Origin of the sequence: Exiguobacterium sp. s161, from assembly GCF_018619045.1 — a bacterium.
Lineage (GTDB): Bacteria > Bacillota > Bacilli > Exiguobacteriales > Exiguobacteriaceae > Exiguobacterium_A > Exiguobacterium_A indicum.
This window is the reverse complement of record NZ_JACSNH010000001.1, coordinates 336,267-356,504: the sequence shown is the minus strand read 5'-3', so window position 1 is coordinate 356,504 and position 20,238 is coordinate 336,267. Positions and strand designations below refer to the sequence as shown.

At 46.0% G+C, this 20,238-nt stretch carries 20 protein-coding genes; 6 read left to right on the top strand and 14 right to left on the bottom strand.

What is annotated here, in order from left to right; translation table 11 throughout:
• Positions 1 to 39: 39 nt before the first annotated feature.
• From KNQ14_RS01610 to KNQ14_RS01595, 4 genes are all read right to left on the bottom strand, one after another.
• Positions 40 to 1,083, bottom strand: coding sequence for a glycosyltransferase family 4 protein (locus KNQ14_RS01610; protein WP_023469304.1), 1,044 nt, complete (start codon positions 1,081 to 1,083; stop codon positions 40 to 42).
• A gap of 85 nt (positions 1,084 to 1,168) precedes the next feature.
• Complete coding sequence (locus tag KNQ14_RS01605; protein ID WP_214859380.1) at positions 1,169 to 1,978, bottom strand: SLAP domain-containing protein; 810 nt, start codon at positions 1,976 to 1,978, stop codon at positions 1,169 to 1,171.
• A complete protein-coding gene (secA2, locus tag KNQ14_RS01600; RefSeq protein WP_214859378.1) occupies positions 1,971 to 4,346 on the bottom strand; it encodes an accessory Sec system translocase SecA2 in 2,376 nt (791 codons plus the stop codon). The genes KNQ14_RS01605 and secA2 overlap by 8 nt, the downstream gene beginning before the upstream one ends.
• A gap of 212 nt (positions 4,347 to 4,558) precedes the next feature.
• Positions 4,559 to 4,960: a Rok-like winged helix domain-containing protein gene (locus tag KNQ14_RS01595; RefSeq protein WP_023469307.1), complete on the bottom strand. Its 402-nt coding sequence runs from the start codon at positions 4,958 to 4,960 to the stop codon at positions 4,559 to 4,561.
• A gap of 301 nt (positions 4,961 to 5,261) precedes the next feature.
• Between KNQ14_RS01595 and KNQ14_RS01590 the strand changes: the two genes are divergently transcribed.
• On the top strand, positions 5,262 to 6,788 hold the full coding sequence (locus tag KNQ14_RS01590; RefSeq protein WP_041255198.1) for an N-acetylmuramoyl-L-alanine amidase: 1,527 nt from the start codon (positions 5,262 to 5,264) through the stop codon (positions 6,786 to 6,788).
• 147 nt (positions 6,789 to 6,935) lie between these two features.
• Here KNQ14_RS01590 and pgmB read toward each other — a convergent pair whose 3' ends face one another.
• From pgmB to KNQ14_RS01575, 3 genes are all read right to left on the bottom strand, one after another.
• Positions 6,936 to 7,598 carry a beta-phosphoglucomutase gene (gene pgmB, locus KNQ14_RS01585; RefSeq protein WP_023469308.1) on the bottom strand — a complete coding sequence of 221 codons (663 nt, stop codon included), beginning with the start codon at positions 7,596 to 7,598 and terminating at the stop codon, positions 6,936 to 6,938.
• Positions 7,599 to 7,781: 183 nt separating this feature from the next.
• The gene (locus tag KNQ14_RS01580) at positions 7,782 to 8,114 is read right to left on the bottom strand and encodes an Asp23/Gls24 family envelope stress response protein (RefSeq protein ID WP_035396186.1); all 333 of its coding nucleotides are present in this window, start codon (positions 8,112 to 8,114) and stop codon (positions 7,782 to 7,784) included.
• Positions 8,115 to 8,171: 57 nt separating this feature from the next.
• A complete protein-coding gene (locus KNQ14_RS01575) occupies positions 8,172 to 9,233 on the bottom strand; it encodes an acyltransferase family protein (RefSeq protein ID WP_035396182.1) in 1,062 nt (353 codons plus the stop codon).
• Between the two features lie 42 nt (positions 9,234 to 9,275).
• On the opposite strand from KNQ14_RS01575, the gene KNQ14_RS01570 reads away from it, so the two are divergent.
• Both KNQ14_RS01570 and KNQ14_RS01565 read left to right on the top strand, forming a co-directional pair.
• Positions 9,276 to 10,016, top strand: a complete 741-nt coding sequence (locus KNQ14_RS01570; RefSeq protein WP_023469311.1) for an SGNH/GDSL hydrolase family protein — start codon at positions 9,276 to 9,278, stop codon at positions 10,014 to 10,016.
• A gap of 344 nt (positions 10,017 to 10,360) precedes the next feature.
• On the top strand, positions 10,361 to 10,828 hold the full coding sequence (locus KNQ14_RS01565) for a hypothetical protein (RefSeq protein WP_214859376.1): 468 nt from the start codon (positions 10,361 to 10,363) through the stop codon (positions 10,826 to 10,828).
• 67 nt (positions 10,829 to 10,895) lie between these two features.
• Here the strand turns inward: KNQ14_RS01565 and KNQ14_RS01560 are convergent, their stop codons facing one another.
• Positions 10,896 to 11,489: an alpha/beta hydrolase gene (locus KNQ14_RS01560; protein WP_035396177.1), complete on the bottom strand. Its 594-nt coding sequence runs from the start codon at positions 11,487 to 11,489 to the stop codon at positions 10,896 to 10,898.
• Entirely contained in the window at positions 11,486 to 12,424 is a 939-nt protein-coding gene (locus KNQ14_RS01555; RefSeq protein ID WP_174316564.1) for a VOC family protein, read from the bottom strand. Before KNQ14_RS01555 ends, KNQ14_RS01560 begins: the two co-directional genes overlap by 4 nt.
• Positions 12,425 to 12,600: 176 nt before the next feature.
• Here KNQ14_RS01555 and KNQ14_RS01550 point away from each other — a divergent pair, with 176 nt between their 5' ends.
• The 3 genes from KNQ14_RS01550 (at position 12,601) to KNQ14_RS01540 (ending at position 15,187) form a co-directional block, all read left to right on the top strand.
• On the top strand, positions 12,601 to 13,494 hold the full coding sequence (locus tag KNQ14_RS01550; protein WP_149427805.1) for an ABC transporter ATP-binding protein: 894 nt from the start codon (positions 12,601 to 12,603) through the stop codon (positions 13,492 to 13,494).
• The gene (locus tag KNQ14_RS01545; RefSeq protein WP_214859375.1) at positions 13,484 to 14,683 is read left to right on the top strand and encodes an ABC transporter permease; all 1,200 of its coding nucleotides are present in this window, start codon (positions 13,484 to 13,486) and stop codon (positions 14,681 to 14,683) included. Before KNQ14_RS01550 ends, KNQ14_RS01545 begins: the two co-directional genes overlap by 11 nt.
• A 66-nt stretch (positions 14,684 to 14,749) precedes the next feature.
• A complete protein-coding gene (locus KNQ14_RS01540; protein ID WP_023469318.1) occupies positions 14,750 to 15,187 on the top strand; it encodes a hypothetical protein in 438 nt (145 codons plus the stop codon).
• A 45-nt stretch (positions 15,188 to 15,232) separates the two neighbouring features.
• Here KNQ14_RS01540 and KNQ14_RS01535 read toward each other — a convergent pair whose 3' ends face one another.
• The 5 genes from KNQ14_RS01535 to KNQ14_RS01515 are packed head-to-tail and all read right to left on the bottom strand — an operon-like array spanning position 15,233 to position 20,222.
• Positions 15,233 to 15,862 (bottom strand): helix-turn-helix domain-containing protein, encoded by a 630-nt coding sequence (locus KNQ14_RS01535; protein ID WP_214859373.1) that lies wholly within the window; start codon positions 15,860 to 15,862, stop codon positions 15,233 to 15,235.
• A gap of 30 nt (positions 15,863 to 15,892) precedes the next feature.
• Positions 15,893 to 17,824, bottom strand: coding sequence for an ABC transporter permease (locus KNQ14_RS01530; protein WP_055969051.1), 1,932 nt, complete (start codon positions 17,822 to 17,824; stop codon positions 15,893 to 15,895).
• Positions 17,790 to 18,554 carry an ABC transporter ATP-binding protein gene (locus KNQ14_RS01525; protein WP_023469321.1) on the bottom strand — a complete coding sequence of 255 codons (765 nt, stop codon included), beginning with the start codon at positions 18,552 to 18,554 and terminating at the stop codon, positions 17,790 to 17,792. The genes KNQ14_RS01530 and KNQ14_RS01525 overlap by 35 nt, the downstream gene beginning before the upstream one ends.
• A complete protein-coding gene (locus KNQ14_RS01520) occupies positions 18,547 to 19,539 on the bottom strand; it encodes a sensor histidine kinase (protein ID WP_214859370.1) in 993 nt (330 codons plus the stop codon). Before KNQ14_RS01520 ends, KNQ14_RS01525 begins: the two co-directional genes overlap by 8 nt.
• Positions 19,536 to 20,222 carry a response regulator transcription factor gene (locus KNQ14_RS01515; protein ID WP_214859368.1) on the bottom strand — a complete coding sequence of 229 codons (687 nt, stop codon included), beginning with the start codon at positions 20,220 to 20,222 and terminating at the stop codon, positions 19,536 to 19,538. Before KNQ14_RS01515 ends, KNQ14_RS01520 begins: the two co-directional genes overlap by 4 nt.
• Positions 20,223 to 20,238: the final 16 nt, after the last annotated feature.

The following is a 20,238-nucleotide window of genomic DNA, read 5'->3' as shown; positions in this document are numbered from 1 at the left end:
AAAAAAAGACCGCACATTGAGATGAGCGATCTTTTTAAATCATTTCGTTGTAAGACGTTCTAATAGTTTGAGAATGGGTCGATATTTATCCCCTAACAATCCCAACGATTCGACTAAAATATCTAGTACGATCAATAAGATAACGAGAGAAATAAAAGCACCGAGCGAATTCGTTTGCGAAAAGAGGATTGCCGTCATTCCGAACACACCACAAAGTCCATAAATCACTAAAACGGCTTGTCTCATCGTAAATCCCAAATCGAGTAAGCGGTGATGCAAGTGCTCTTTATCGGGTGCGAACGGTGGTCTCCCTTGTAACATACGACGCACGATAGCGAATAGCGTGTCTGAAATCGGAATCCCGAGCAAAATGACTGGTACAGCAAGTGAGAATAAAGTTACATTTTTGAATCCAAGTAGGGAAAGTACGGCCAGCATATATCCAAGATACAGCGAACCTGTATCTCCCATGAAAATCTTTGCCGGATAAAAATTATGAAACAGGAAACCGAGCGTACTCATAAGCAAGAGGATCGCAACGATCGTCACGTAGACGTTCCCTTGAATCACAGCTAAACTGATTAGCGTCAACAAGACGATACTCGATACGCCAGCAGCTAGTCCGTCTAATCCATCAATCAAGTTGACGGCATTCGTGATACCGATGACCCACAAGAAGGTCAGTGGCACACTCCACCACCCGAGATACAGCTGTTGATCAAACGGCAAATTGATAAACTCGATTCGAATCCCACCATTTAAAACAATGACTGCCGCTACGATTTGTCCCATTAACTTCAGCCTAGCATTCAGTTGAAAACGATCATCCAACATACCGGTCATGATGATCACGAAACTACCGACTAATATATGAGTCGCATATGGACTCGATGGTTGTAAGATAAAGTATCCGATCATGAATGAGATATAAATCGCAAGCCCACCTAGACGTGGCATGATTCGAACATGTACTTTTCGTGCATCCGGACTATCCACCGCGCCCACTGCAATGGCAAAACGTTTGACAACGGGGGTAATCAGCAATGCAGCGATGAAACAGACAATGGACGCTGTCCATAACATAATAACATCACGCTCCTGCGCGAATTATACCACATTCTTCTTCCAAAAATCGTTCGTTCCCATTCTGTAAACAAAAAGCATATGCTTATGCTTGTGCGACTCGGAATTGCAACACGTCTTGGTCTTGCCACTCCGTCACGTCTAAGACGACTTTGATTGCAAGGGTCGTTTTAGCTTCGATTGGGGACGTTAACGCTACCTGCAATGTCTGCAAGATTTGTTCCCCGTTCATAAGTTGTAACGGAAGCGTTCCGAGTTGAATCGCCTGTTCATATCCGTTTCGAATCAAAAACAATCCTGTCATCCTATTTTCGTTCTTCTCGTTCCAAACATTCATGACATTGACTTCTTCATTCTTCAACGTCGGGGTTGAATAGAATGTCTGACGTACACGTCGCGCTTCAGTATCAAGGAAGTCCGGTGGAATCTCGAGATCATGCGTCTCTTCTAAACCAAATAAGAGACGAATCTTTTCCGGGAAATTTTCTTCTTCCGTTAAGAAAAGTTCTTCCTCGGAAAAATCAAGCCAACATGGCATACTACTAATCGGTACGAACTCCGGAATATCTTCCGTCGTCAAAACCTTTCTGCCAATCAGACGATTGGCATCGTCTAACACGAGTAATGGAAGACCATCTACATGAAAACTATTTTCTAATGTATTTCGAAACAACGCGACGATTGAAATCGGCGAGGAGGATAGGTCCACTTGCAGCGCTTCGACGGACAGTTGATTTAACTCCAAGTCTGGCAATTGATTAGCATGGTAACGGAAAAGATATTCATCTTCTTTCTCGATCAACATATCTTCTGTAAAAATCAATCGAGGCTTATACAGTCCTGTATTTTCTTGTGTCTCTGCTTCTAAAATGATTTGTTTTCTGCGATTAAACATCTAACTCCATCTCCTCGATTTCTTCATCTAGCATGATATATTCGGACAATCGTTGTAAGACATAGGCAACGGGATACTCGATTTCAGCAATCGTGTAGTTGAAGATTTCAAAGCCTTCCTTTTCGTACATCCGAACAGGCTGTTCTTGACCGTAACTCCGAAGATGAATGCCTTCTTTTAGCGTATTCATCGTCGTCAAATGTTCCGTCCAGTGCTCTTCGATCGATGCCAATAGCTGATCTCGGATCAGCTCGTCTACTGCAGGATTCTTTAGTTCCTCTATCCATTTTTCACGACGAGCGGAAACAATGTTCACATAATACGCTTTGACCTCTTCCGGCTGTTCTAAATCATCTGGAAGTGGTACTTCGTCGTTTAGTAATTCGTCCATCGCGAACTGGAACTCTTCCTTTGGCCACTCTTCCGGTACGAGTTCTGCAGATAGATAACGATCCACGATACGTTCGACCGTCCGCTCGACCATTGGTAGTACCATATCTTGAATGTCTTCCGCATCTAGTACTTGGTTACGGATCGCATAGATGACAAGACGGTGCTGATGAAGGACGTCATCGAGTTTAACAAGTTCCTCTCGAATCGAATAACCTGTCCCCTCGCATGTTTCTTGCGCATAGCTCAATAACGCTTGTGCTTCTTTTAACGTAACCGGTTCATGCTGACTCGTCTTCACTTTTTTCAAGACTTTCTCCAATCGATCCTTTGCAAAACGCCGGACGAGGTCATCTTCGAGTGATACGATGAATTGACTTTTACCTGGATCTCCTTGACGTCCTGAACGTCCTCTTAGCTGGTTATCAATCCGAACCGACTCATGACGCTCGGTACCGATGACAAACAACCCACCTGCTTCTTTCGCAATCTCATCCAACGTAATATCTGTCCCTCGGCCTGCCATGTTCGTCGCAATCGTGATGCGTCCGTGTTGCCCGGCTTCACGAATGATGTCAGTTTCTTGGTCGACCGTCTTTGCATTCAGGATTTGATACGGTAACTGATGTGTATCTAAAGCTTCAGCTACAGCAAATGATTGTTCGATGGACGTCGTTCCGATCAATACGGGTTGCCGTCTTGCGTGTGCTTCCTTCGTCGCACGCGCCACAGCTTCATATTTCTCCTCTTTCGTCGCGTAAATGATGTCAGAAGCATCTTCACGGAGTTTCGGGCGATTGGTCGGGACTTGTACGACATCCATTCCGTATGTCTTTAGAAGCTCTTGTCGTGAAGTTTGTGCCGTACCTGTCATGCCTGAAACGAGCTCGTACATCCGGAAATAATGTTGGATCGTAACTTGGGCCGTCGTTTTATTTTCTTCCGTGATGTCAATGCCTTCTTTTGCTTCAATGGCTTGATGGAGCCCATCCGACAAACTTCGTCCTTCCATGATGCGTCCTGTAAATAAATCAACTAACTCGATTTTTCCATCTTTTACGATGTAATCAACGTCTCGTTTCATGACGACGTGAGCACGCAAGGCTTGAACCATGTAATGATAAAGTACTTGATGCTCAGCTGCGAAAAGATTATCGATGGCGAAGTTCTCTTCGATGATCGAAATTCCTTTATCCGTAAGCGAAACTGCTTTGATCTCTTCGTCGTATTCGTATGCATCCGTAGGAAACTTTGATACGATCAGCTTAGCGACGGTTTGTAACCCTTCATGCACCGAGCCCTTACCTGCCATGATGAGTGGTGTTTTCGCTTCGTCGATTAAAATACTATCGACTTCATCGATGATGGCAAAGTGATGTTTTCGTTGTACACGGTCTTCCTTCCGATTGACGAGATGATCGCGCAAGTAGTCGAAGCCAAATTCTGTACCGACTCCATATGTAATATCTGCGCCATAGGCAGCACGTTTCTCATCAGGTGACAGATCGGGAACATTTAGTCCTACTGTTAAACCAAGAAAACGGTGAATTTCTCCGATCTGATCCACGTCTCGTCGTGCCAAGTAGTCATTGACGGTGATGACATGAACCCCTTTACCACTTAAGGCTTTTGTAAAACTCGGTAACGACGCGACTAATGTTTTTCCTTCCCCCGTCGCCATTTCTGCGATATGACCGTCTAGTAACGCAAGACCACCAATCAATTGAACATCGTAATGACGCATGCCTAACGTACGAACACTTGCCTCTCGGACAAGAGCAAATGCCTCCGTCTTTAGTTGATCAATCGTCTCACCGGCTTCGATGCGTTCCTTTAGGTGGATTGTTTGATTTTTTAATTCATCATCCGTCATCGCTTGATAACGACTTTCTAACGCATTGATTTCTTTTACGATTTTCATATAGTTCTTCAGTCGCTTAGACTGTTCGTTGAATGTATTTTTTACGAGTTGAAGCACTGTTTTTCTCCTCTCCCCACGTCCACGTGACGTCAGGTCCGACAATTTTTTCATCTACGTATCCATTATATCAGTTAAAAAATGGAACAGAAGAGATAAAAACCATTTTTAAGAAAATCATTTACTTATTTTAAAAATAAATCTTTATTTTGGAATTCATTCAACAAAAAAAACGCCTTTCTTTAAAAAAGAAACGACGTTTTTTGAAAAAACTACATAAAAATCGGAACTTCTGCCGATGAATCATATGTATAGATTCCACGACCCACTTTTTGAATCGCCGGGTTTGCCTGTTCAACTTTCGCCATAAGCTGATAAATGTTACTGATTTGGTGACGATAACGAAGTTCGAGTTCCATCTGAATATCTCGTGCTGACATCGACTCGCGTTCGCGCATCAAATCACTGATTTGGTGTACGTAAACTTCCAGTGGATATCGCTGATTCACTCTTCGTTGTTTCAATGGACGCTCTAGTGCAACAGAAACTTCCTGTGCATGATCTTGATTCGTTCGACTTAATTCAGCTACTAAGTACTCTGCTCTTCGTTGAAGACGGCGATATTCTTCTTCGATTTCCATCAGCTCTCTGTAAATATGTTCATTCGGATCCATACTTTTTACCTTCTTTCTTGTATTGATGACACAATAATATTTCAATTATGTTTCAATTGTATGTTTTTTGAAATAATATTACCATTTATTTACCTTTTTGTTATATGATTTCTATGTTATTTTAATTTTTTTGTAATATTGGCAATTTTTTATCTGTTGCTGATTTCCATTTTTATCTTAACAGAAAGGAGCGAACCTAGAACATAAAATTATTGTTTTTAATATATAATTTTAAATCTTTCTTCATTTTGTCATTTTTATATCCTGTTTTACAATACTAAATTTAAAAGGAGAGCACACTATGCCTACTAAAACTTCCGTCTTGATCGCAAGTATTGCTTCGGCCGTACTTTTCACGGTAGCCGCCCCAACACCCGAGGCATCTGCTGCTTCTATCACGAAAGCTACTTATCAAACAACAGATGCACTAAATCTTCGCGCTTCTGCTACTACTTCCTCTAAAAAATTGTTGACGATTCCTAAAGGAAAATCAGTCGTTTCTTCGTATAAAACAGGAAACTGGTACAAAGTCTCTTACAGTTCTAAGACGGGTTATGTCTCAGGAAGTTACTTAAAGAAGAAAGCGGCCGTTAAAGCTAGTACTGTCGGTACATCCTTTACGAAGACGAACTACACGACGACGGATTCGTTGAGCCTTCGTAAGTCTGATTCTGCTGCTTCGACTAAATTATTGACGATTCCTAAAGGAACAACACTTTCCTCTTCTTACAAGAAGGGAAGCTGGTATAAAGTATCTTACAAATCAAAAACTGGTTATGTTGCTGGTTCTTACTTGAAAAAGAAAGCGGTCGTCACAGCAAGTGCTACCGGTACGACATTCGCGAAAACGAACTACATTACGTTGGACGCTTTGAATTTACGTACATCGAATTCTGCTACCTCAGCTAAACTACTAACGATTCCTAAAGGAAAGATCGTTACCTCTTCGTATCGGAAGGATAACTGGTACCAAGTGTCTTACGGTAGTAAAAAAGGCTATGTCTCAGGAAGTTACTTGAAGAAAACGACGTCTTCTTCTGCTTCTTTACCACCTGTCGGATCTGCAGCTGATTATTCAGGTACGACGATGTATGTTCTCGTTCCTTTTAATGATTCATTGACATTACGGTCTGGTGCAAGTTCGATCAGCCCTTCTATCGGTACACTGCCACGTGGTTCCGTTGTTACGGTAACGAATGCTTTACATAAGACAAAAGGATTCGTCGCTGTCAAAACATCTGATGGACGTTATGGATATGTCGAAGCGACGTATCTCTCGCTCTTCCAGCCTTCTATGTCTGCTCGTCCACTCGTCGTCTTAGACCCAGGTCACGGTGGACATGATGTCGGCGCTGCGCGCTATGGCATCTATGAACGCGATATCGTCATGTCAGTCGCTAAACTCGTAGCCGAGCGCCTATCTAAAACAGTCGATGTGAAGTTGACACGTTATACGAATGATTACTATCCTTCGTTAACAGATCGTAGCGTCATCTCGAACGCCCATAAGACAAACATCTTCGTCAGTATCCATATTAATGCTGCATCTTCAACAAGTGCTTATGGCGCTGAAAACTTCTATTACAGAGGTAATGCATCTGTTGCTCTATCACGAAATCTCCAAAACAATCTTGTTAACTCGATTGGATTACGTGATCGTGGTATTAAATTCGGGAACCTCGCTGTTCTTCGCGGTACGAATGCACCCGCTACATTAACGGAACTTGGTTTCCTATCCAATGCTAATGACCGGGCGAAACTCGTTTCTCCTTCTTATCAGCAACGCTATGCTGATGCAGTAGCAAACGCGATTCTTTCTTCCCTCTAACCAAAAAATAACGCTCAGCCGAATCATACGGCTGAGCGTTATTTTTTTGAAAAAGAAGAGATTCAGGGAAATCACTTCTTTTTCTGACACATAAAAGAAAAGAGAGGTTGATTGCGATTCAATCATCAGGGAATGAATGAATCTCAGTTAGCGACTAGCGAGGATTTGCTCAAGGGAAAGCAAATCTGTCGAATCGACACGATAGTCTGCCTCATGGAGCGCCGACTCCGGTCCTACGCCGACGGCATACATACCGGCAGCGTGGATGGCAGTGATGCCCGCTGTCGCATCTTCTACACCGATGCAACGGCTTGGTTCGACGTCGAGCGCTTCCGCAGCACGGAGAAACACTTCAGGGTGTGGTTTCGATTGTGCAACAGTTGCAGCATCTACGATGTCATCGAAGTAATGTCGAACCTTTAATGCCTCGACGACCATCAGCGCATTTTTAGAAGCGGACGCCATCCCGATTTTCAGCCCAGCGTTTCGGATTTCATCAAGGAATGCAGTGATTCCAGGAAGAAGATCCTGTTCAGAGATGTGCTGGATCAATGTGACATAGTGTTCGTTCTTCTTCGCAGCGAGTGCTAGCTTCTCGTCTTCCGAAAAAGCATCCTGTTTTCCACCAAGCGCAAGGATACGCTCGAGTGAATCCATCCGGCTGACACCTTTTAATGTCTCATTGAATTCCCGGTCGAACGGGATATCCAAATCCTCTCCTAATTGTTTCCACGCTAAGTAGTGATACTCTGCTGTATCCGTGATTACGCCGTCTAAATCAAAAATGACCGCTTCGATCGTTGGTGCCATCCGACATCCATCCTTTCATACATCGTCCATGAAAGGCAAGAAATCGAATGACACGTTGTGCAAACGATTGCACTTGCCTCACAAACAATTTTACTAATTCTCTCATCTCTTTGCAAGCGTTATCAAATGTTTTACTTAAAAAGAAAAACACCTTGCGATTTCAGCAAAGTGTTTTTCGTCCTGTTATCCTTTTAAGAGACCAATCACTCGGACGTTGATTGCTTTCGGTTGGAACGCGAGCATGTTCTCCATGTCTTGCGCAATCCGTTCCTGCACTTTCCCCGCCGTCTTGATGATCGACATTCCGTACTTGATATGAACAGACAAACTGATCGTAATCTCGCCGCCGACATCCTCGACCTTCACGAGTTTAACCATCTGTTTCTCTTGCAGTTTTGAATCATCTGCTGTGAAGGCGATCCCTTCCGTTTCTTGAACGGCTACGCCTGCGATGACCTCGATGACTTGTTGCGAGACGTTCACGACACCGTCTGCGTTATTTAAATTATATGACATTCCTTCCACGCCCTTCGTCTTGTAATCCATCTATCTTAAAGTGTAAAGCATTCCGTCTTATTTTGAAAGGTCTTCCCGTTTCTCGACGATTGGACGAATATCAATCTCAATCAAAGGACGGAGGACACGAACGACGAGCGGGTGTATGATGATACCGACGATCAGCAAGGCAACGCCAATCATGATCAGTAACGCTAGCCACGGTTGCGGTACGAATGCTTCCGTCACATACTGGCGCCACGCCATGACGAAAAAGACGTGAAGCAAATAGACATAGAGGCTGAGTTCCCCCGCCCGTGTGATGAGCGGAAGGCGACGCATCGGAATCAACATCATGAAACCAAGGGAAGCCGCAATTGACAAGAAATAAATGACACTATGTTTGATGACACCTAACCAGGCATCGCTATCGTATTGATCAACATAAGGGAAACGATGCTTGAAGGCATTCGCGAAATCAACGATCTCTTGTGGTGTGTCACGCCACGCTTCAAATAACAAAAAGCCCATGACGGCCACAAATGTGATCCCACCGATTAAGCGGACGTTCATCCGTCGTTTAAAGTTTTTCGGCATTTCAAATATCCGGATGAATTCGTGTTCTGATAAATAGTTTCCGAGTAAGAAGTACGGATAGAACATGATCAACTTACGAAGTGCTAAGAAGCCTGTATTCTCAAGCTCAAAACCATATAATAGAGCGAACGCGAGACCGAACCAGACGTAGCCGCGTAAATGGACGACATAAGGCGTCACGATATACCAGACGACCATGACGAATAAATACCAAAGTGCCCAGTATGGCCGTAATAGATGCGTTCCAATGTTTTCTCCTGAGAAAATCGGGTTTCCTTCCCCGAGTGTCGCCCAAGATCCGATCAAGATCTGCCAGACACAATACACCGCGAAAAGCTGGATGACACGTAAATACTTGTTTTCGCGGAAGAAATAACCGCTTAAAATAATGAATAATGGCATATGAAACGAATAAATCAATAGATAGACCGTTTCGAGTAATTTTCCATCATAATCAAACCGTAAATCTGTCAGCATGTGACCGATGACGACGAAAATGACAAGAAAACCTTTAATATTATCAAACCACGGATTCCGATTCATGTTACACTACCCCTTATACTCCCTCGAAAGGAACGAATGTTTATGAAAAAGACACTCCTGATTCTATCCATCGTCTTGAACGTCGTTCTCCTTGCATTGTTACTGGGACGTAAACCGCTCGAACTGTTCGAAAGCGTCTTACCTGCAACGAGTACGACTCCAGTCACGACATTCCAATACGATAAGAATCCGAACTATGTCCGTTTGAATAGTCTATTCCATACTTATCAATACCCAAAATCAGCGAACGCTGTCATGTTAGGTGACTCGATGACGAATTTTGCCGATTGGCGCATCTTGATGGATGATCCGACAATTATTAATTTCGGGATTCCTGGCGATACGACAGAAGGCTTTTTGACTCGTCTCGACCTGATTCTCGAGATGAAACCAAAACGCGTCTTCCTGATGGGTGGTATTAATGATATCCGTCACTATACGCCGATTCCACAAATTACCGAGAACATGACGACGATCGTGACGACACTTCGAAAAAATAACATTGACGTCGTCGTTCAGTCAACCGTTCCTGTGGCACCGAAGTATTCAGACTCCGTCCGAATCAACCGTGATGTCGAAGCGTTGAACCGGAATTTACAAAATCTCGCTCAATCGCTTAAGGTTCCATTCGTCGACTTACGACCTGTCTTGACGAATAAACAAGGATATCTTCAGAATCGCTTGACGTATGATGGATTACATCTCGTCGGTGGCGGTTATCTACGCTGGAGCGATGCCCTGAAACCTTATGCATTGCAAGCAGATATAACAGCAAACAAATAATCGATGGCACATCAAAAAAACGGCTCATCCCGATGATCAGGATGAGCCGTTTTTCGATTCTTAATCTTCTTGGTTCTTGACACCCATGTACGCTGCGACACTCGATGCTGAGAAAACCGCAACGGCAACGATACCGACAGCAATCCAAATCACTTGATCCATCATTTCTTTATATCCCCCTTTATGTAACCGCTCACTTCTACATTTAGCGTACACGAATTTCGTCAAGAAAGAAACACATTTTCCATGTCTAATGACTAGACGATTCGGGAAAAAGTAACTATAGTAGAAGGACAACTACAAATTGTCAGAAAATTCGATTATTTAACAAGGAGGTGTTTCTGATGGCCACTTCATTGCTTACGCCGAAAGTGACGTTACGACATCGAAGTACTCTCAACTTTGGATATTGGCTTGTCATCGGATGCATAGGATGGGGGATGCTTGCCCTCGTCACGAATGTTGGTACCGTTATTAGTCGTCTTCCTTTATATGAAAGCATTCCCCTCGCCATCCTTGTACTTGGCCTCACAGGTGTCGTACTAAAAATGGCGCGTGACGAGTGGTGGATTCGTTATCTCGAACGTCAGACCCAGTATTACATCGGACACGAGACCGTGACCGGTTGGTGTACGACGATTGATAGCATGTGGCTGATCCGTAAGACGATGCGCCGTGAACTTCGCTTGCTCTACCGACAACTTACCAAGACGAAAGCATCGGAAGAAGTGAAACAGACGCTCGCCCTCCAGCTCGTCGAACGTGGTGTGCTCATCGTCTATTCTCGACCAAAAAGTGATCATCCTGCTTGAAACGAAAAAAGGACTGCCCCATCATCTTCTATGAAAGAAGAAGAAGATGGGACAGCCCTTTTTTTTACTATTTCAGCCAATCCGTTGCTGCTTCAATCGTTGGCATGACGAGTTGGTGACCATAATTCGACCACGTGACGTCGACTGATGCACCAGCTTGTTTCAAGAGCGCTGATAACTCTTCCGTTTCCTGAGCCGGACAGATCGGATCATTGCTTCCGGCACCGATGAAGACGCGCACGTCCGATAGGTCAGGTAACGTCACACCACGACGTGGTACCATCGGATGCAACAGAATCGCTTGTTTGAACAAAGCTTCTTCGAACAACATGTTCGCCGCGATGTTCGCCCCGTTCGAGTATCCGACTGGAATCAGACGATCGAGATCAAAACTACGCTCTGCTGCTTGATCACGTAAAAACTGAATTAAACGTGCTGTCCGTAAAGCGAGGTCTTCTTCATCGAAGACGCCTTCCGCGAGTCGTTTGAAGAATCGTGGCATCCCGTTTTCCGAGACTTCTCCGCGGACGGACAAGTAGCCTGCTTCCGAATCGAGCAACGAGACGAGCCCGACGAGATCTTGTTCCGTTCCACCTGTGCCATGTAAGAATAAAAAGATCGGTGCGTCTGCTGTTTTTGGTGCTTGGTATAAATGAATCATACGAGTCTCCCCTTCGGTACAGTAATAGGTGTTACATGATTTGTGATCGCACTGCGATGTGCTTCGAATTGTTCCGGCAACTTCAAGTCTTCTCCGAGCATCTCAAACTCTTCATCGATTGCGAATCCTGGATTGTCGGTCGCAATTTCATGGAGGATCCGACCGCGGTCATGGAAATAGATTGATGTGAAGTAATTGCGGTCCTTCACTTCAGTCGTCAGCAAACCGAACGCGTTGATGGCGTTCATCCAGTCGAGTTGTTCCTTTTGATCCGTTGCCCGCCACGCGATATGGTGAACCGTTCCCGTTCCCGGACGACCGACTGGCATTTGACCATGAACGACGTCAACGACATTCCCGAACTCGCCTTCTGCGATATATCGGTCAACGGTTTCCGTCCGTTTGCTAAGTGTCAGCCCGAATGTGTCTGTCAGTAATTTTGCTGTGTCTGATGGATCCCGCGACAGTAACGTCGCTCCGGCGAATCCTTTGATGGCGACGTCACGCGTGATGCCATCGATTTCATAGCGACTGTCTGATCCCGCCTCGCGTTCGACGAGTTCAATTTGGAGACCATGTGGATCTTCGAAGGCGATCTGCTGCTCTCCGAAACGAACCGTCTCTTCAAACGAGACGTTTTTTTCTGTCAGTCGCGCTTTCCAAAAATCTGCTGCACCGACCGGAATCGCGTAAGCTGTCGTTCCGACTTGTCCGGCACCGACTTTCCCTTTTGCCATGCCTTTAAACGGAAAGAACGTGATGATCGTTCCCGGTGCTCCGGATTCGTTTCCAAAATAGAAGTGGTATGTTCCTGGATCATCGAAGTTGACCGTTTTTTTGACGAATCGTAGTCCGAGAATGGTTCCGTAAAAATCGAGATTTTCTTGTGGATCGCCGACCATTGCTGAGATATGATGGATGCCTTGCGTTTTCATATGATGCGTTCCTCCTTCAGTCGTATCTATTAACACAATAATAGTAACTAAAGAACAAAAAGTAAACTAATAAGCCTTTCCTCGTTTTTCTGGAACCTTTATCCAATTTAAACCGTAGGACACTAGGTAACAATGGTACACTTGTCGTGCAACAGACGTCTTTAAAGGAGGTTCATATGTTAGAAATCAAACACATCACGAAGCGTTTCGGCGATTTTACGGCCGTAGATGCTCTGACGATCGAGGTACCACGGGGGCAAATCTTTGGTTTGCTTGGTGCAAACGGTGCCGGGAAGACAACGACCTTCCGGATGCTGCTCGGTCTACTGCAACCAACTGAAGGATCGATCACCTGGAACGGGGAGCGCATCCCGACTTCAAAGATTGGATACCTTCCGGAAGAACGAGGGCTGTATCCAAAAGTCCGCGTCGATGAACAACTTTTGTTCCTCGCAGAACTCCGCGATATGAAGCGAAAAGATGCGAAACGAGCGCTGACGGAATGGCTCGAATATTTCCAAATTCCGCAGTATGAAAAAATGCGCGTCGAACAACTCTCAAAAGGAAATCAACAAAAGATTCAGTTGATCTCTGCCGTCCTACATAAACCTGAACTGCTGATTTTAGATGAACCATTCAGCGGACTCGACCCGGTCAATGCGGAACAATTAAAACGTGCTGTCAAAAAGTTAACCGTCGACGGAACGACGATCGTCTTCTCAAGTCACCGGATGGATCATGTCGAAGAACTCTGCGAACACGTCGCGATCCTCGATCACGGAAAACCCGTCGTTGCTGGCTATCTCCCTGACATCAAGGCGGGATACGGAAAAACACGTGTCCTCTTGACGACAGATGCCCCGCCACTCCTGTGGGATAGCTTGCCAGGTGTCCTACAAGTCGAGTCAGACAATAATGGACATATCGTCCAAGTCTCTTCAAAAGAAACGGCTGATCAACTTCTTCAACATATCGTCAGCCATGGACACCATGTCGATCGTTTCGTCTGGGATCAGTTATCCCTGCAGGATATCTTCATCGAGGAGGTCGGCAAACGTTATGAACCGTAAATTTCTGACTTTATATCGCTTCAATCTACTTCAAAAATTACGTGCTAAAAGCTTTTTGATTTCGACGGTCCTAATGGTCCTGTTCCTCGTCGGCTTCGGCAATATCGAACGGATTCTCGACTGGTTTTCTGGTGACGATCCGAAAGTTGCTCTCGTCAGTGAACTATCGACCGATCTTCGTCCGGCCTTGAAGAAAGCTGGTGTCACTTCAGACATCACAACGAAGGAATATACGGTCGCACAAGCACGAAAGGCAGTCGACCGCGGTACATTCGATGCCGTGGCAATCGTTCAGGATTCGTATGACGTGACACTCGTCAGTGCTAGTCCTGAGTCTGAATTACAGACACAGGTCGCAACGGTCGTCAAACAAGTCCGTGACCAAGCCGTCATCACGGATGCTGAAATCGATCCGAACGTCCTTGCTTCGCTCGCTGAACCTGTTCCTGTCAAACAGGAGTTGACGTCGACGGGTGGGAAAAGTGAAGATGAACTCTTTGCTGCCTCGGCGCTCGTCTATGTGTTGCTATTCTTGATGTACTTCACGATTGCGATTTACGGTGGGATGATCGTCACAGAAATCGCGAACGAAAAGTCATCCCGTGTCATGGAATTGCTGATTTCAGCAGCGAGTCCGATTCAACATATGCTGGCGAAGATCCTCTCGATCGCTACGGTCAGTCTCGTACAATTATCGATCCTCGTCGGTGTCGGCTACTACAGTGCTCAAAACAGCAGTTTATTCGATCAGTTATCACTCGATTCCTTGAGTGCCCGGACGATCATTTATCTGTTCGTCTTCTTCCTGCTCGGATACTTCCTGTATGCGACGCTCCTCGCGGCACTCGGTTCACTCGTCAGCCGGGTCGAGGATGCGCAGCAAGTGACGTTACCAGTCATCTTGCTGATCGTCGCAGCTTTCATGATTTCGATGTTTAGTCTGAATGCACCGACGAACCAAGCTGTCGTCGTCCTGTCGTTCGTGCCGTTCTTTACACCGATGGTCATGTTCCTGCGCGTCATGTTGACCGATGTACCGCTATGGCAAGTGTCGATTTCGCTCATCTTGATGTTGATCAGCATCTCGCTTTCCTTATTCGTCGGAACGAAATTCTACCGGGGTGGTGTTCTGTTCTATGGATCGAATCCACTCAAACAGTTGCGCCGAATCTTAAGCGGTCGCCGGTAACAGTTTACAAGACGAATCGTTTCCGCTATCGTTAGGTGAGAAAAAGCCTTTAGGAGGAACTACGTTATGCGGTCTCGTTTTTGGGCAGCGATTCTTTTCACAGCTGCTGCCATGGTCTCGTCACTTGTCATGTTCACGAAATTTCCGCAGGCGAGTGCGACATGGGAACTCGTCCTTGCTTACGGTGGGATGACGTTCGTCGCCAGTCTATTTTGCTGGTCCTTCGTTGCGGTTCGCCGTCAGTCTTCTCGCTTATACGGAAGCTGGGTTGGTGTCTTCATCGCTGGATTGACGGTTTTACTTGTCTGTATCGCACGCTTCGTCTTGCGTGGTGATTTGATGATGATTTTCAAATGGCAAGCGATGCTCGGTAGCTTAACCCTCAATTTCGGCTATGTCGGTTGGGTACTCGTCATCGCGAATGCAATCATTGGATTCATCATCGGTCGGACACGTATTAAGAATCCACGTTTACGTCAGATGTCACAAAACAATACACGTTAAAAAAAGTCGCTGTCTTCTGAACGTCAATCAGAAGACAGCGACTTTTTATTTGCGATGATAACGTGAACGGCTTTTCCGGTCACTATAATCCGCGTAATATGTCGAACGAGCTAACGATACACCTTCTGTCATTCGGTCGAGATACTCGTCGAGTTGCATCATGGCTGGAAGTTTATCCTCAAATAGTTCAAACGTCTCTTCTGCTTGATCGCGTCGTAACTCTCCTGCTTCCATCACAGCATCGACCAGTTCATGAAAGATACGTTGCTCGGTTGCGCTCATCGTCTGCTCGATCCGTTTGACATCTTCGTCGTACATCAGGTCAAACAGGCGCATTCGCTCTTCGAGCTGCTCTTCGACCCATGTCCCGTCTTGTCCGAGCGTCTGCTCATAAGCAAGCTTCATCTCTTCAAGTGGCGTCTTCTGTTGCATAATGAACTTCAAGGATTCTCCTGTCCAGATATGACGGGCCAAGTAACTCGCATCGATGTTCAAAGCGTCAGCCAGTGCCTCGATGTACGCTTTTGTTGGATAGACTTCGCTAAGTTCCGTTCGGCGAATGAAGTACGGTGCGACACCGAGTCGTTCTGCCAGCTGTTCGATCGTAACCCCGGCACGCTCTCGTAAAATCCGAATCCGATCACCGTAACCTCGATATGGTGAATGGTCTAGCATACGTTTCCCTCCCTTGTTCCTATGGTATCATCATACCCTTGAATTCGGTGTTGGATACATCGAACTTTCGGAGGATTTCCGGAACAGATGACGCGGGTACCGTAGCCAAATCGGTAAGACACTTAAGAAGTATCCAACGGTGACGATACTGATCCAAAACATAGCGAGATTAAGAAAAGGTTTCATTTCCAGTCCAGCCTGTGTCACGACGACTTGGAACAACAAAAAAGCATGAAAAACGGAAATCAGATAGGGAATGAGTAAGACCGCACCATACTTCATGAGCAAGTAACGACGAATGTTTCCGGATCCGAATCCGAGTGCAAACAATGTCTTCATCCGTTTTTGTTCCTGCTCTGCCGTCATCTGCATCCATACATGCAGGAAACTCGCATTGATGACGAACAACCAGATCGTCAGAAGGATGACGACGAACGTGACGAGTCGTACGATCCGGATCCCGTCGATCTCATCTTCCGTCTCATTGATCAACTGATAGGGAACCGGCTGCTTCTCATCCAGCTTGGCTGCGGATTGAATATTGCGAACGATCTTCATCCACTGCTTCCAGTCCCTCGTTCCATAATCATGGTAGGCTGGCGTATCGAAGACGACGATTTGCCGAACAGGTTGTTTAAGTGTCGGGAAGACCGCGTCGCTGACGACGAATATCGTTTCGATCTGATAGTTATAGCCGAACACTAAATCATGGGAAGACGGCGAGAGCAGCTTAAACCCTTCTCGTTTCATCGCCTGTTCCGCCTTTTTCATCGTTGGTGTATTCTCTTCGAGTTGCACCGGTCGCGCGGGTACGAAGAAACTCTGTCGACCGGTCGCCTTCCGCTCCTCAAGGTGCAATTGACGCATCATTTTGTTGTAGGCAGAAATCGGTAAAAAGATACGCTTCCCTTCTGCCTTCACTTCAATATCTTGCTGATAGCGATCCGGAAATGCGTCCGTCATCGTCTGTTTAATATCCTTCAATCGCTTCGTCGGCTGAGCGGATTCTTCATAATAGACGAGACCAAATTGATTTTGGGACGAGAGATCGAGTCCGATCAATTGAAACAAGAAGACAAGTCCGACTGCCGTCAGCGCACATGACGTCAAGATCGTCCCGAGGGCAATCAGCGTACTATTCGTTCGTAACTGATTGGCGATCTCCGAAACGATCAGTTTCCGAAGAGACAACCGACATGGACGATATAGCTGGATCAACCACGGTAAGATATAGCGGCAAATGAAAAAGGAACCGATGAAGATGACAAGCGGGAATAACATATAAAATCCATACATTCGAACGAACGCGAGGACATATCCGTAAATCAAGAGCAATAGAGCGAGGACTTGTGTCAGAATCCAAACTCTTCTTCGAAAAAGTGAACGGGAACGGACCGGTCGATCCGGACGAAAACGGTAAATCGCCAGAACGGTCGCGATCAGTAAAACAAGGAAGGCGCCACCAATCAAGGCAAGAATCGCATAAAACGACAGCTCAAACTCGATCGGTGGCAAGAACATGATTTTGACGACAGAAAGTAACAGCATCTTCGTCAAGACATTTCCAAGTATCATCCCTGCCGTGATCGCTAATCCGCCAACAATCAGAACCTCAATCAAAAAATACTTCAAGAAGTGCGATAATCCACTACCGAGCGTCCGCATCGTTCGGAGATCGTTCTTCCGGTGCTCAAGCATCGTATAGGTCGTCGAATAGATGAACAGGATACTAAAAAATAGGATGATCAGTTCTGCGATGAAGACGAACAAGATCGTCATCTCGATGACTTGGTTCAATTGGCTGAGTATCTTGGCGACGTTTTGAAACGATCCGTTCGTCAGCAAGTTCCAGTAACTCGTCACGATCGTCATCGCGATGATGATCGTCAAGGCATACCCATAGTACAACCGCTGGTAGCGCCGGATATTACGTAGGGCGTATTGCAGATAATTGATGCTCATCCCCTCCTAACAACGATAACGACTCAATCACACGTTGAAAGAAGATCCGTCGTGGCTCATCACGGAATAACTCGGTTTGCACGCTACCGTCCTTTAAAAACAAGACATGATTACAATACGAAGCGACTTGCGGATCATGCGTCACGATGACCATCGTCATCCCCGTCGCGTTCAGTTCTGCTAATACATCCATGACATGTTTTGTCGCTTGAAAATCAAGCGCTCCGGTCGGTTCGTCCGCAAGTATCAGACGCGGCGTATGAATCAAGGCGCGACCGATCGCTGTTCGCTGCCGTTGTCCACCACTTACTTCGTCCACCTGCTTATCGAGCAAATCATCAATCTGAAGGCGACGAGCCAACTGCTCCATCTCTTCACGCGCCAGTTTTGCTTTTTTCCCAGACAACATCAATGGAACGAGCATGTTCTCACCGAGCGTCAAGGAGTCGAGTAAGTTGAATTCCTGAAAGATGATCCCAAGTGTCTCGCGTCGGAAGCGTGTCATCTCTTTTCGCTTAAACGTCGCTGTATCGACGCCATCAATCAGAATCGATCCCCAACTTGGCTCGTCGAGTGTCGCAAGCAAGTTGATCAGGGTCGATTTGCCACTACCGGACGGTCCCATGACTGCGACCATCTCGCCTTCTTCAACTCGGAAGTTCACATCCGTCAACGGCTGTTCCGTCACCTTTCCGGGATAGACCTTTCCTAATTGTTTCACCTCAATCATGTGCGCGACCTCCTACTAAACGAATCCGACATATCGTCCCGATGCCTTCCTCGCTCTCAAGTTCAATCTCGTGTCCGAGTTTCATCGAGACCTGCTGGACGAAATACAGTCCCATTCCGGTCGATTCCCCGTAACGTCGTCCATTCTCACCGGTAAAGAACGCATTAAAGACGCGTGGGACATCTCGTCTTGGAATCCCGACGCCGTCGTCTCGAATCGACAAAACGACCTGCCCATTTATCTCCTCCGCCTTCAAGACGACTTCTCGTCCGTGACCTGTCGTATATTTAATCGCATTCGTCACAAGCTGTAAGACGAGGAATCGAAACCACTTCGCATCCGTATAGACGTACATATCCTCCGCGATATCGAGTTTCGGAAAAACCTGATTTTTGACGAATAGTCGTTTTTCCTGATTAATGATGCCGGTAATAAGTGGCTTTAAGGATAACTGCTCTGCCTTCAGATCCGTCTCGATCGCTTCTAGACGTGACGAATAGAGCATCTGGTCGAGTCCACTGCGCAGCCGATCGACCTCTTGGCGCAAATCAGCTTGATAGTGCTCCCCCGGATGTTCGAGAATCAGTTCGATGACGGATAACGGCGTCTTCATTTGATGAATCCACTGGTCGACATACCGATGCCGCTCTTTTTCCTTCCGTCGCTCAGCAAACAGACTGTTTCGAAACAAGGTCTGTTGCCGTTCTAAAAATTGTTCGACAGCGACGGAAATCGGTTCTTCACTATCACTGCGAATCGGTTCTGCGACCGATTGGACCGGCTGTTGCATCCGTCGCAGCAACGGAAGCATGCTGAAGAAACGATAACTGAGATAAATCAAGAGACCGATACTGTTCAAGAGCACGATATAAAAGAAGGCTGCTGGGCGATAAAGATCGTAGAGCCATAAGACGGCATATAAAATCAGCATTTGTCCGGTAAAGAAGATGATGCCTGGTATCGCGTGCCGTAAAAAGAGCTTCATGGTTCAAGAACCAGTTTATAACCGACGCCTCGCACCGTCTCAAGTCCAGCGACACCGATCTCGGTAAGCCGTTTGCGGACACGCGTGATGTTGACGTTCAACGTATTCTCATCGACGAATGCTTCGTCATCCCAAATCCGTTCGAGTAGATCGCCTCGACTGACGATTCGTGGACTTGCCGTCAGCAACATCTCAAGGATCAGTCCCTCTTTTTTTGACAGCTCGATCGACTGTTCCCCGTATTCGACGATATAACGGTCCAAGTACAGCGTGACCCCTTCTTTCGTCACCGTCCGCTCATCCGTTTCGTTCGACAGCGTGCCATAAGCTCGGCGAATCTGACTTTTAATCTTCGCGATGACGACCGCTCCTTGGAACGGTTTGACGATGTAATCATCCGCTCCGTATTCGAGCGCCATGACTTGATCCATCTCCCCGACCCGTGCTGAGATGAACAGGATGGGTGCCCGTGTCTTCATCCGCAATTGCCGACACCAATAGAAACCGTCAAACTTCGGCAAATTGACATCTAATAGAATGACGTCTGGATTCGTCTCTTCATAGACGGCGACGACATCTCCTCGTCCATCTTCAACGACGACTCTAAAATCATAGCGTTCGAGTAGTTCTTTCAATAATGTGGCAATCTTCATATCATCTTCGACTAATAAAATCGTATGCATCGTTCCTATCAACTCC

What these genes read in the sequence shown, in the direction of transcription:
- KNQ14_RS01575 (WP_035396182.1), bottom strand. Translation starts at nt 9,233, where the DNA reads ATGAATCGGAATCCGTGGTTTGATAATATTAAAGGTTTTCTTGTCATT.
- KNQ14_RS01580 (WP_035396186.1), bottom strand. Translation starts at nt 8,114, where the DNA reads ATGTCATATAATTTAAATAACGCAGACGGTGTCGTGAACGTCTCGCAA.
- pgmB (WP_023469308.1), bottom strand. Translation starts at nt 7,598, where the DNA reads ATGGCACCAACGATCGAAGCGGTCATTTTTGATTTAGACGGCGTAATC.
- KNQ14_RS01560 (WP_035396177.1), bottom strand. Translation starts at nt 11,489, where the DNA reads ATGATTCATTTATACCAAGCACCAAAAACAGCAGACGCACCGATCTTT.
- KNQ14_RS01515 (WP_214859368.1), bottom strand. Translation starts at nt 20,222, where the DNA reads ATGCATACGATTTTATTAGTCGAAGATGATATGAAGATTGCCACATTA.
- KNQ14_RS01535 (WP_214859373.1), bottom strand. Translation starts at nt 15,862, where the DNA reads ATGCTAGACCATTCACCATATCGAGGTTACGGTGATCGGATTCGGATT.
- KNQ14_RS01550 (WP_149427805.1), top strand. Translation starts at nt 12,601, where the DNA reads ATGTTAGAAATCAAACACATCACGAAGCGTTTCGGCGATTTTACGGCC.
- KNQ14_RS01595 (WP_023469307.1), bottom strand. Translation starts at nt 4,960, where the DNA reads ATGGATCCGAATGAACATATTTACAGAGAGCTGATGGAAATCGAAGAA.
- KNQ14_RS01525 (WP_023469321.1), bottom strand. Translation starts at nt 18,554, where the DNA reads ATGATTGAGGTGAAACAATTAGGAAAGGTCTATCCCGGAAAGGTGACG.
- KNQ14_RS01530 (WP_055969051.1), bottom strand. Translation starts at nt 17,824, where the DNA reads ATGAGCATCAATTATCTGCAATACGCCCTACGTAATATCCGGCGCTAC.
- KNQ14_RS01540 (WP_023469318.1), top strand. Translation starts at nt 14,750, where the DNA reads ATGCGGTCTCGTTTTTGGGCAGCGATTCTTTTCACAGCTGCTGCCATG.
- KNQ14_RS01570 (WP_023469311.1), top strand. Translation starts at nt 9,276, where the DNA reads ATGAAAAAGACACTCCTGATTCTATCCATCGTCTTGAACGTCGTTCTC.
- KNQ14_RS01545 (WP_214859375.1), top strand. Translation starts at nt 13,484, where the DNA reads ATGAACCGTAAATTTCTGACTTTATATCGCTTCAATCTACTTCAAAAA.
- KNQ14_RS01590 (WP_041255198.1), top strand. Translation starts at nt 5,262, where the DNA reads ATGCCTACTAAAACTTCCGTCTTGATCGCAAGTATTGCTTCGGCCGTA.
- KNQ14_RS01520 (WP_214859370.1), bottom strand. Translation starts at nt 19,539, where the DNA reads ATGAAGCTCTTTTTACGGCACGCGATACCAGGCATCATCTTCTTTACC.
- KNQ14_RS01610 (WP_023469304.1), bottom strand. Translation starts at nt 1,083, where the DNA reads ATGTTATGGACAGCGTCCATTGTCTGTTTCATCGCTGCATTGCTGATT.
- KNQ14_RS01605 (WP_214859380.1), bottom strand. Translation starts at nt 1,978, where the DNA reads ATGTTTAATCGCAGAAAACAAATCATTTTAGAAGCAGAGACACAAGAA.
- KNQ14_RS01565 (WP_214859376.1), top strand. Translation starts at nt 10,361, where the DNA reads ATGGCCACTTCATTGCTTACGCCGAAAGTGACGTTACGACATCGAAGT.
- KNQ14_RS01555 (WP_174316564.1), bottom strand. Translation starts at nt 12,424, where the DNA reads ATGAAAACGCAAGGCATCCATCATATCTCAGCAATGGTCGGCGATCCA.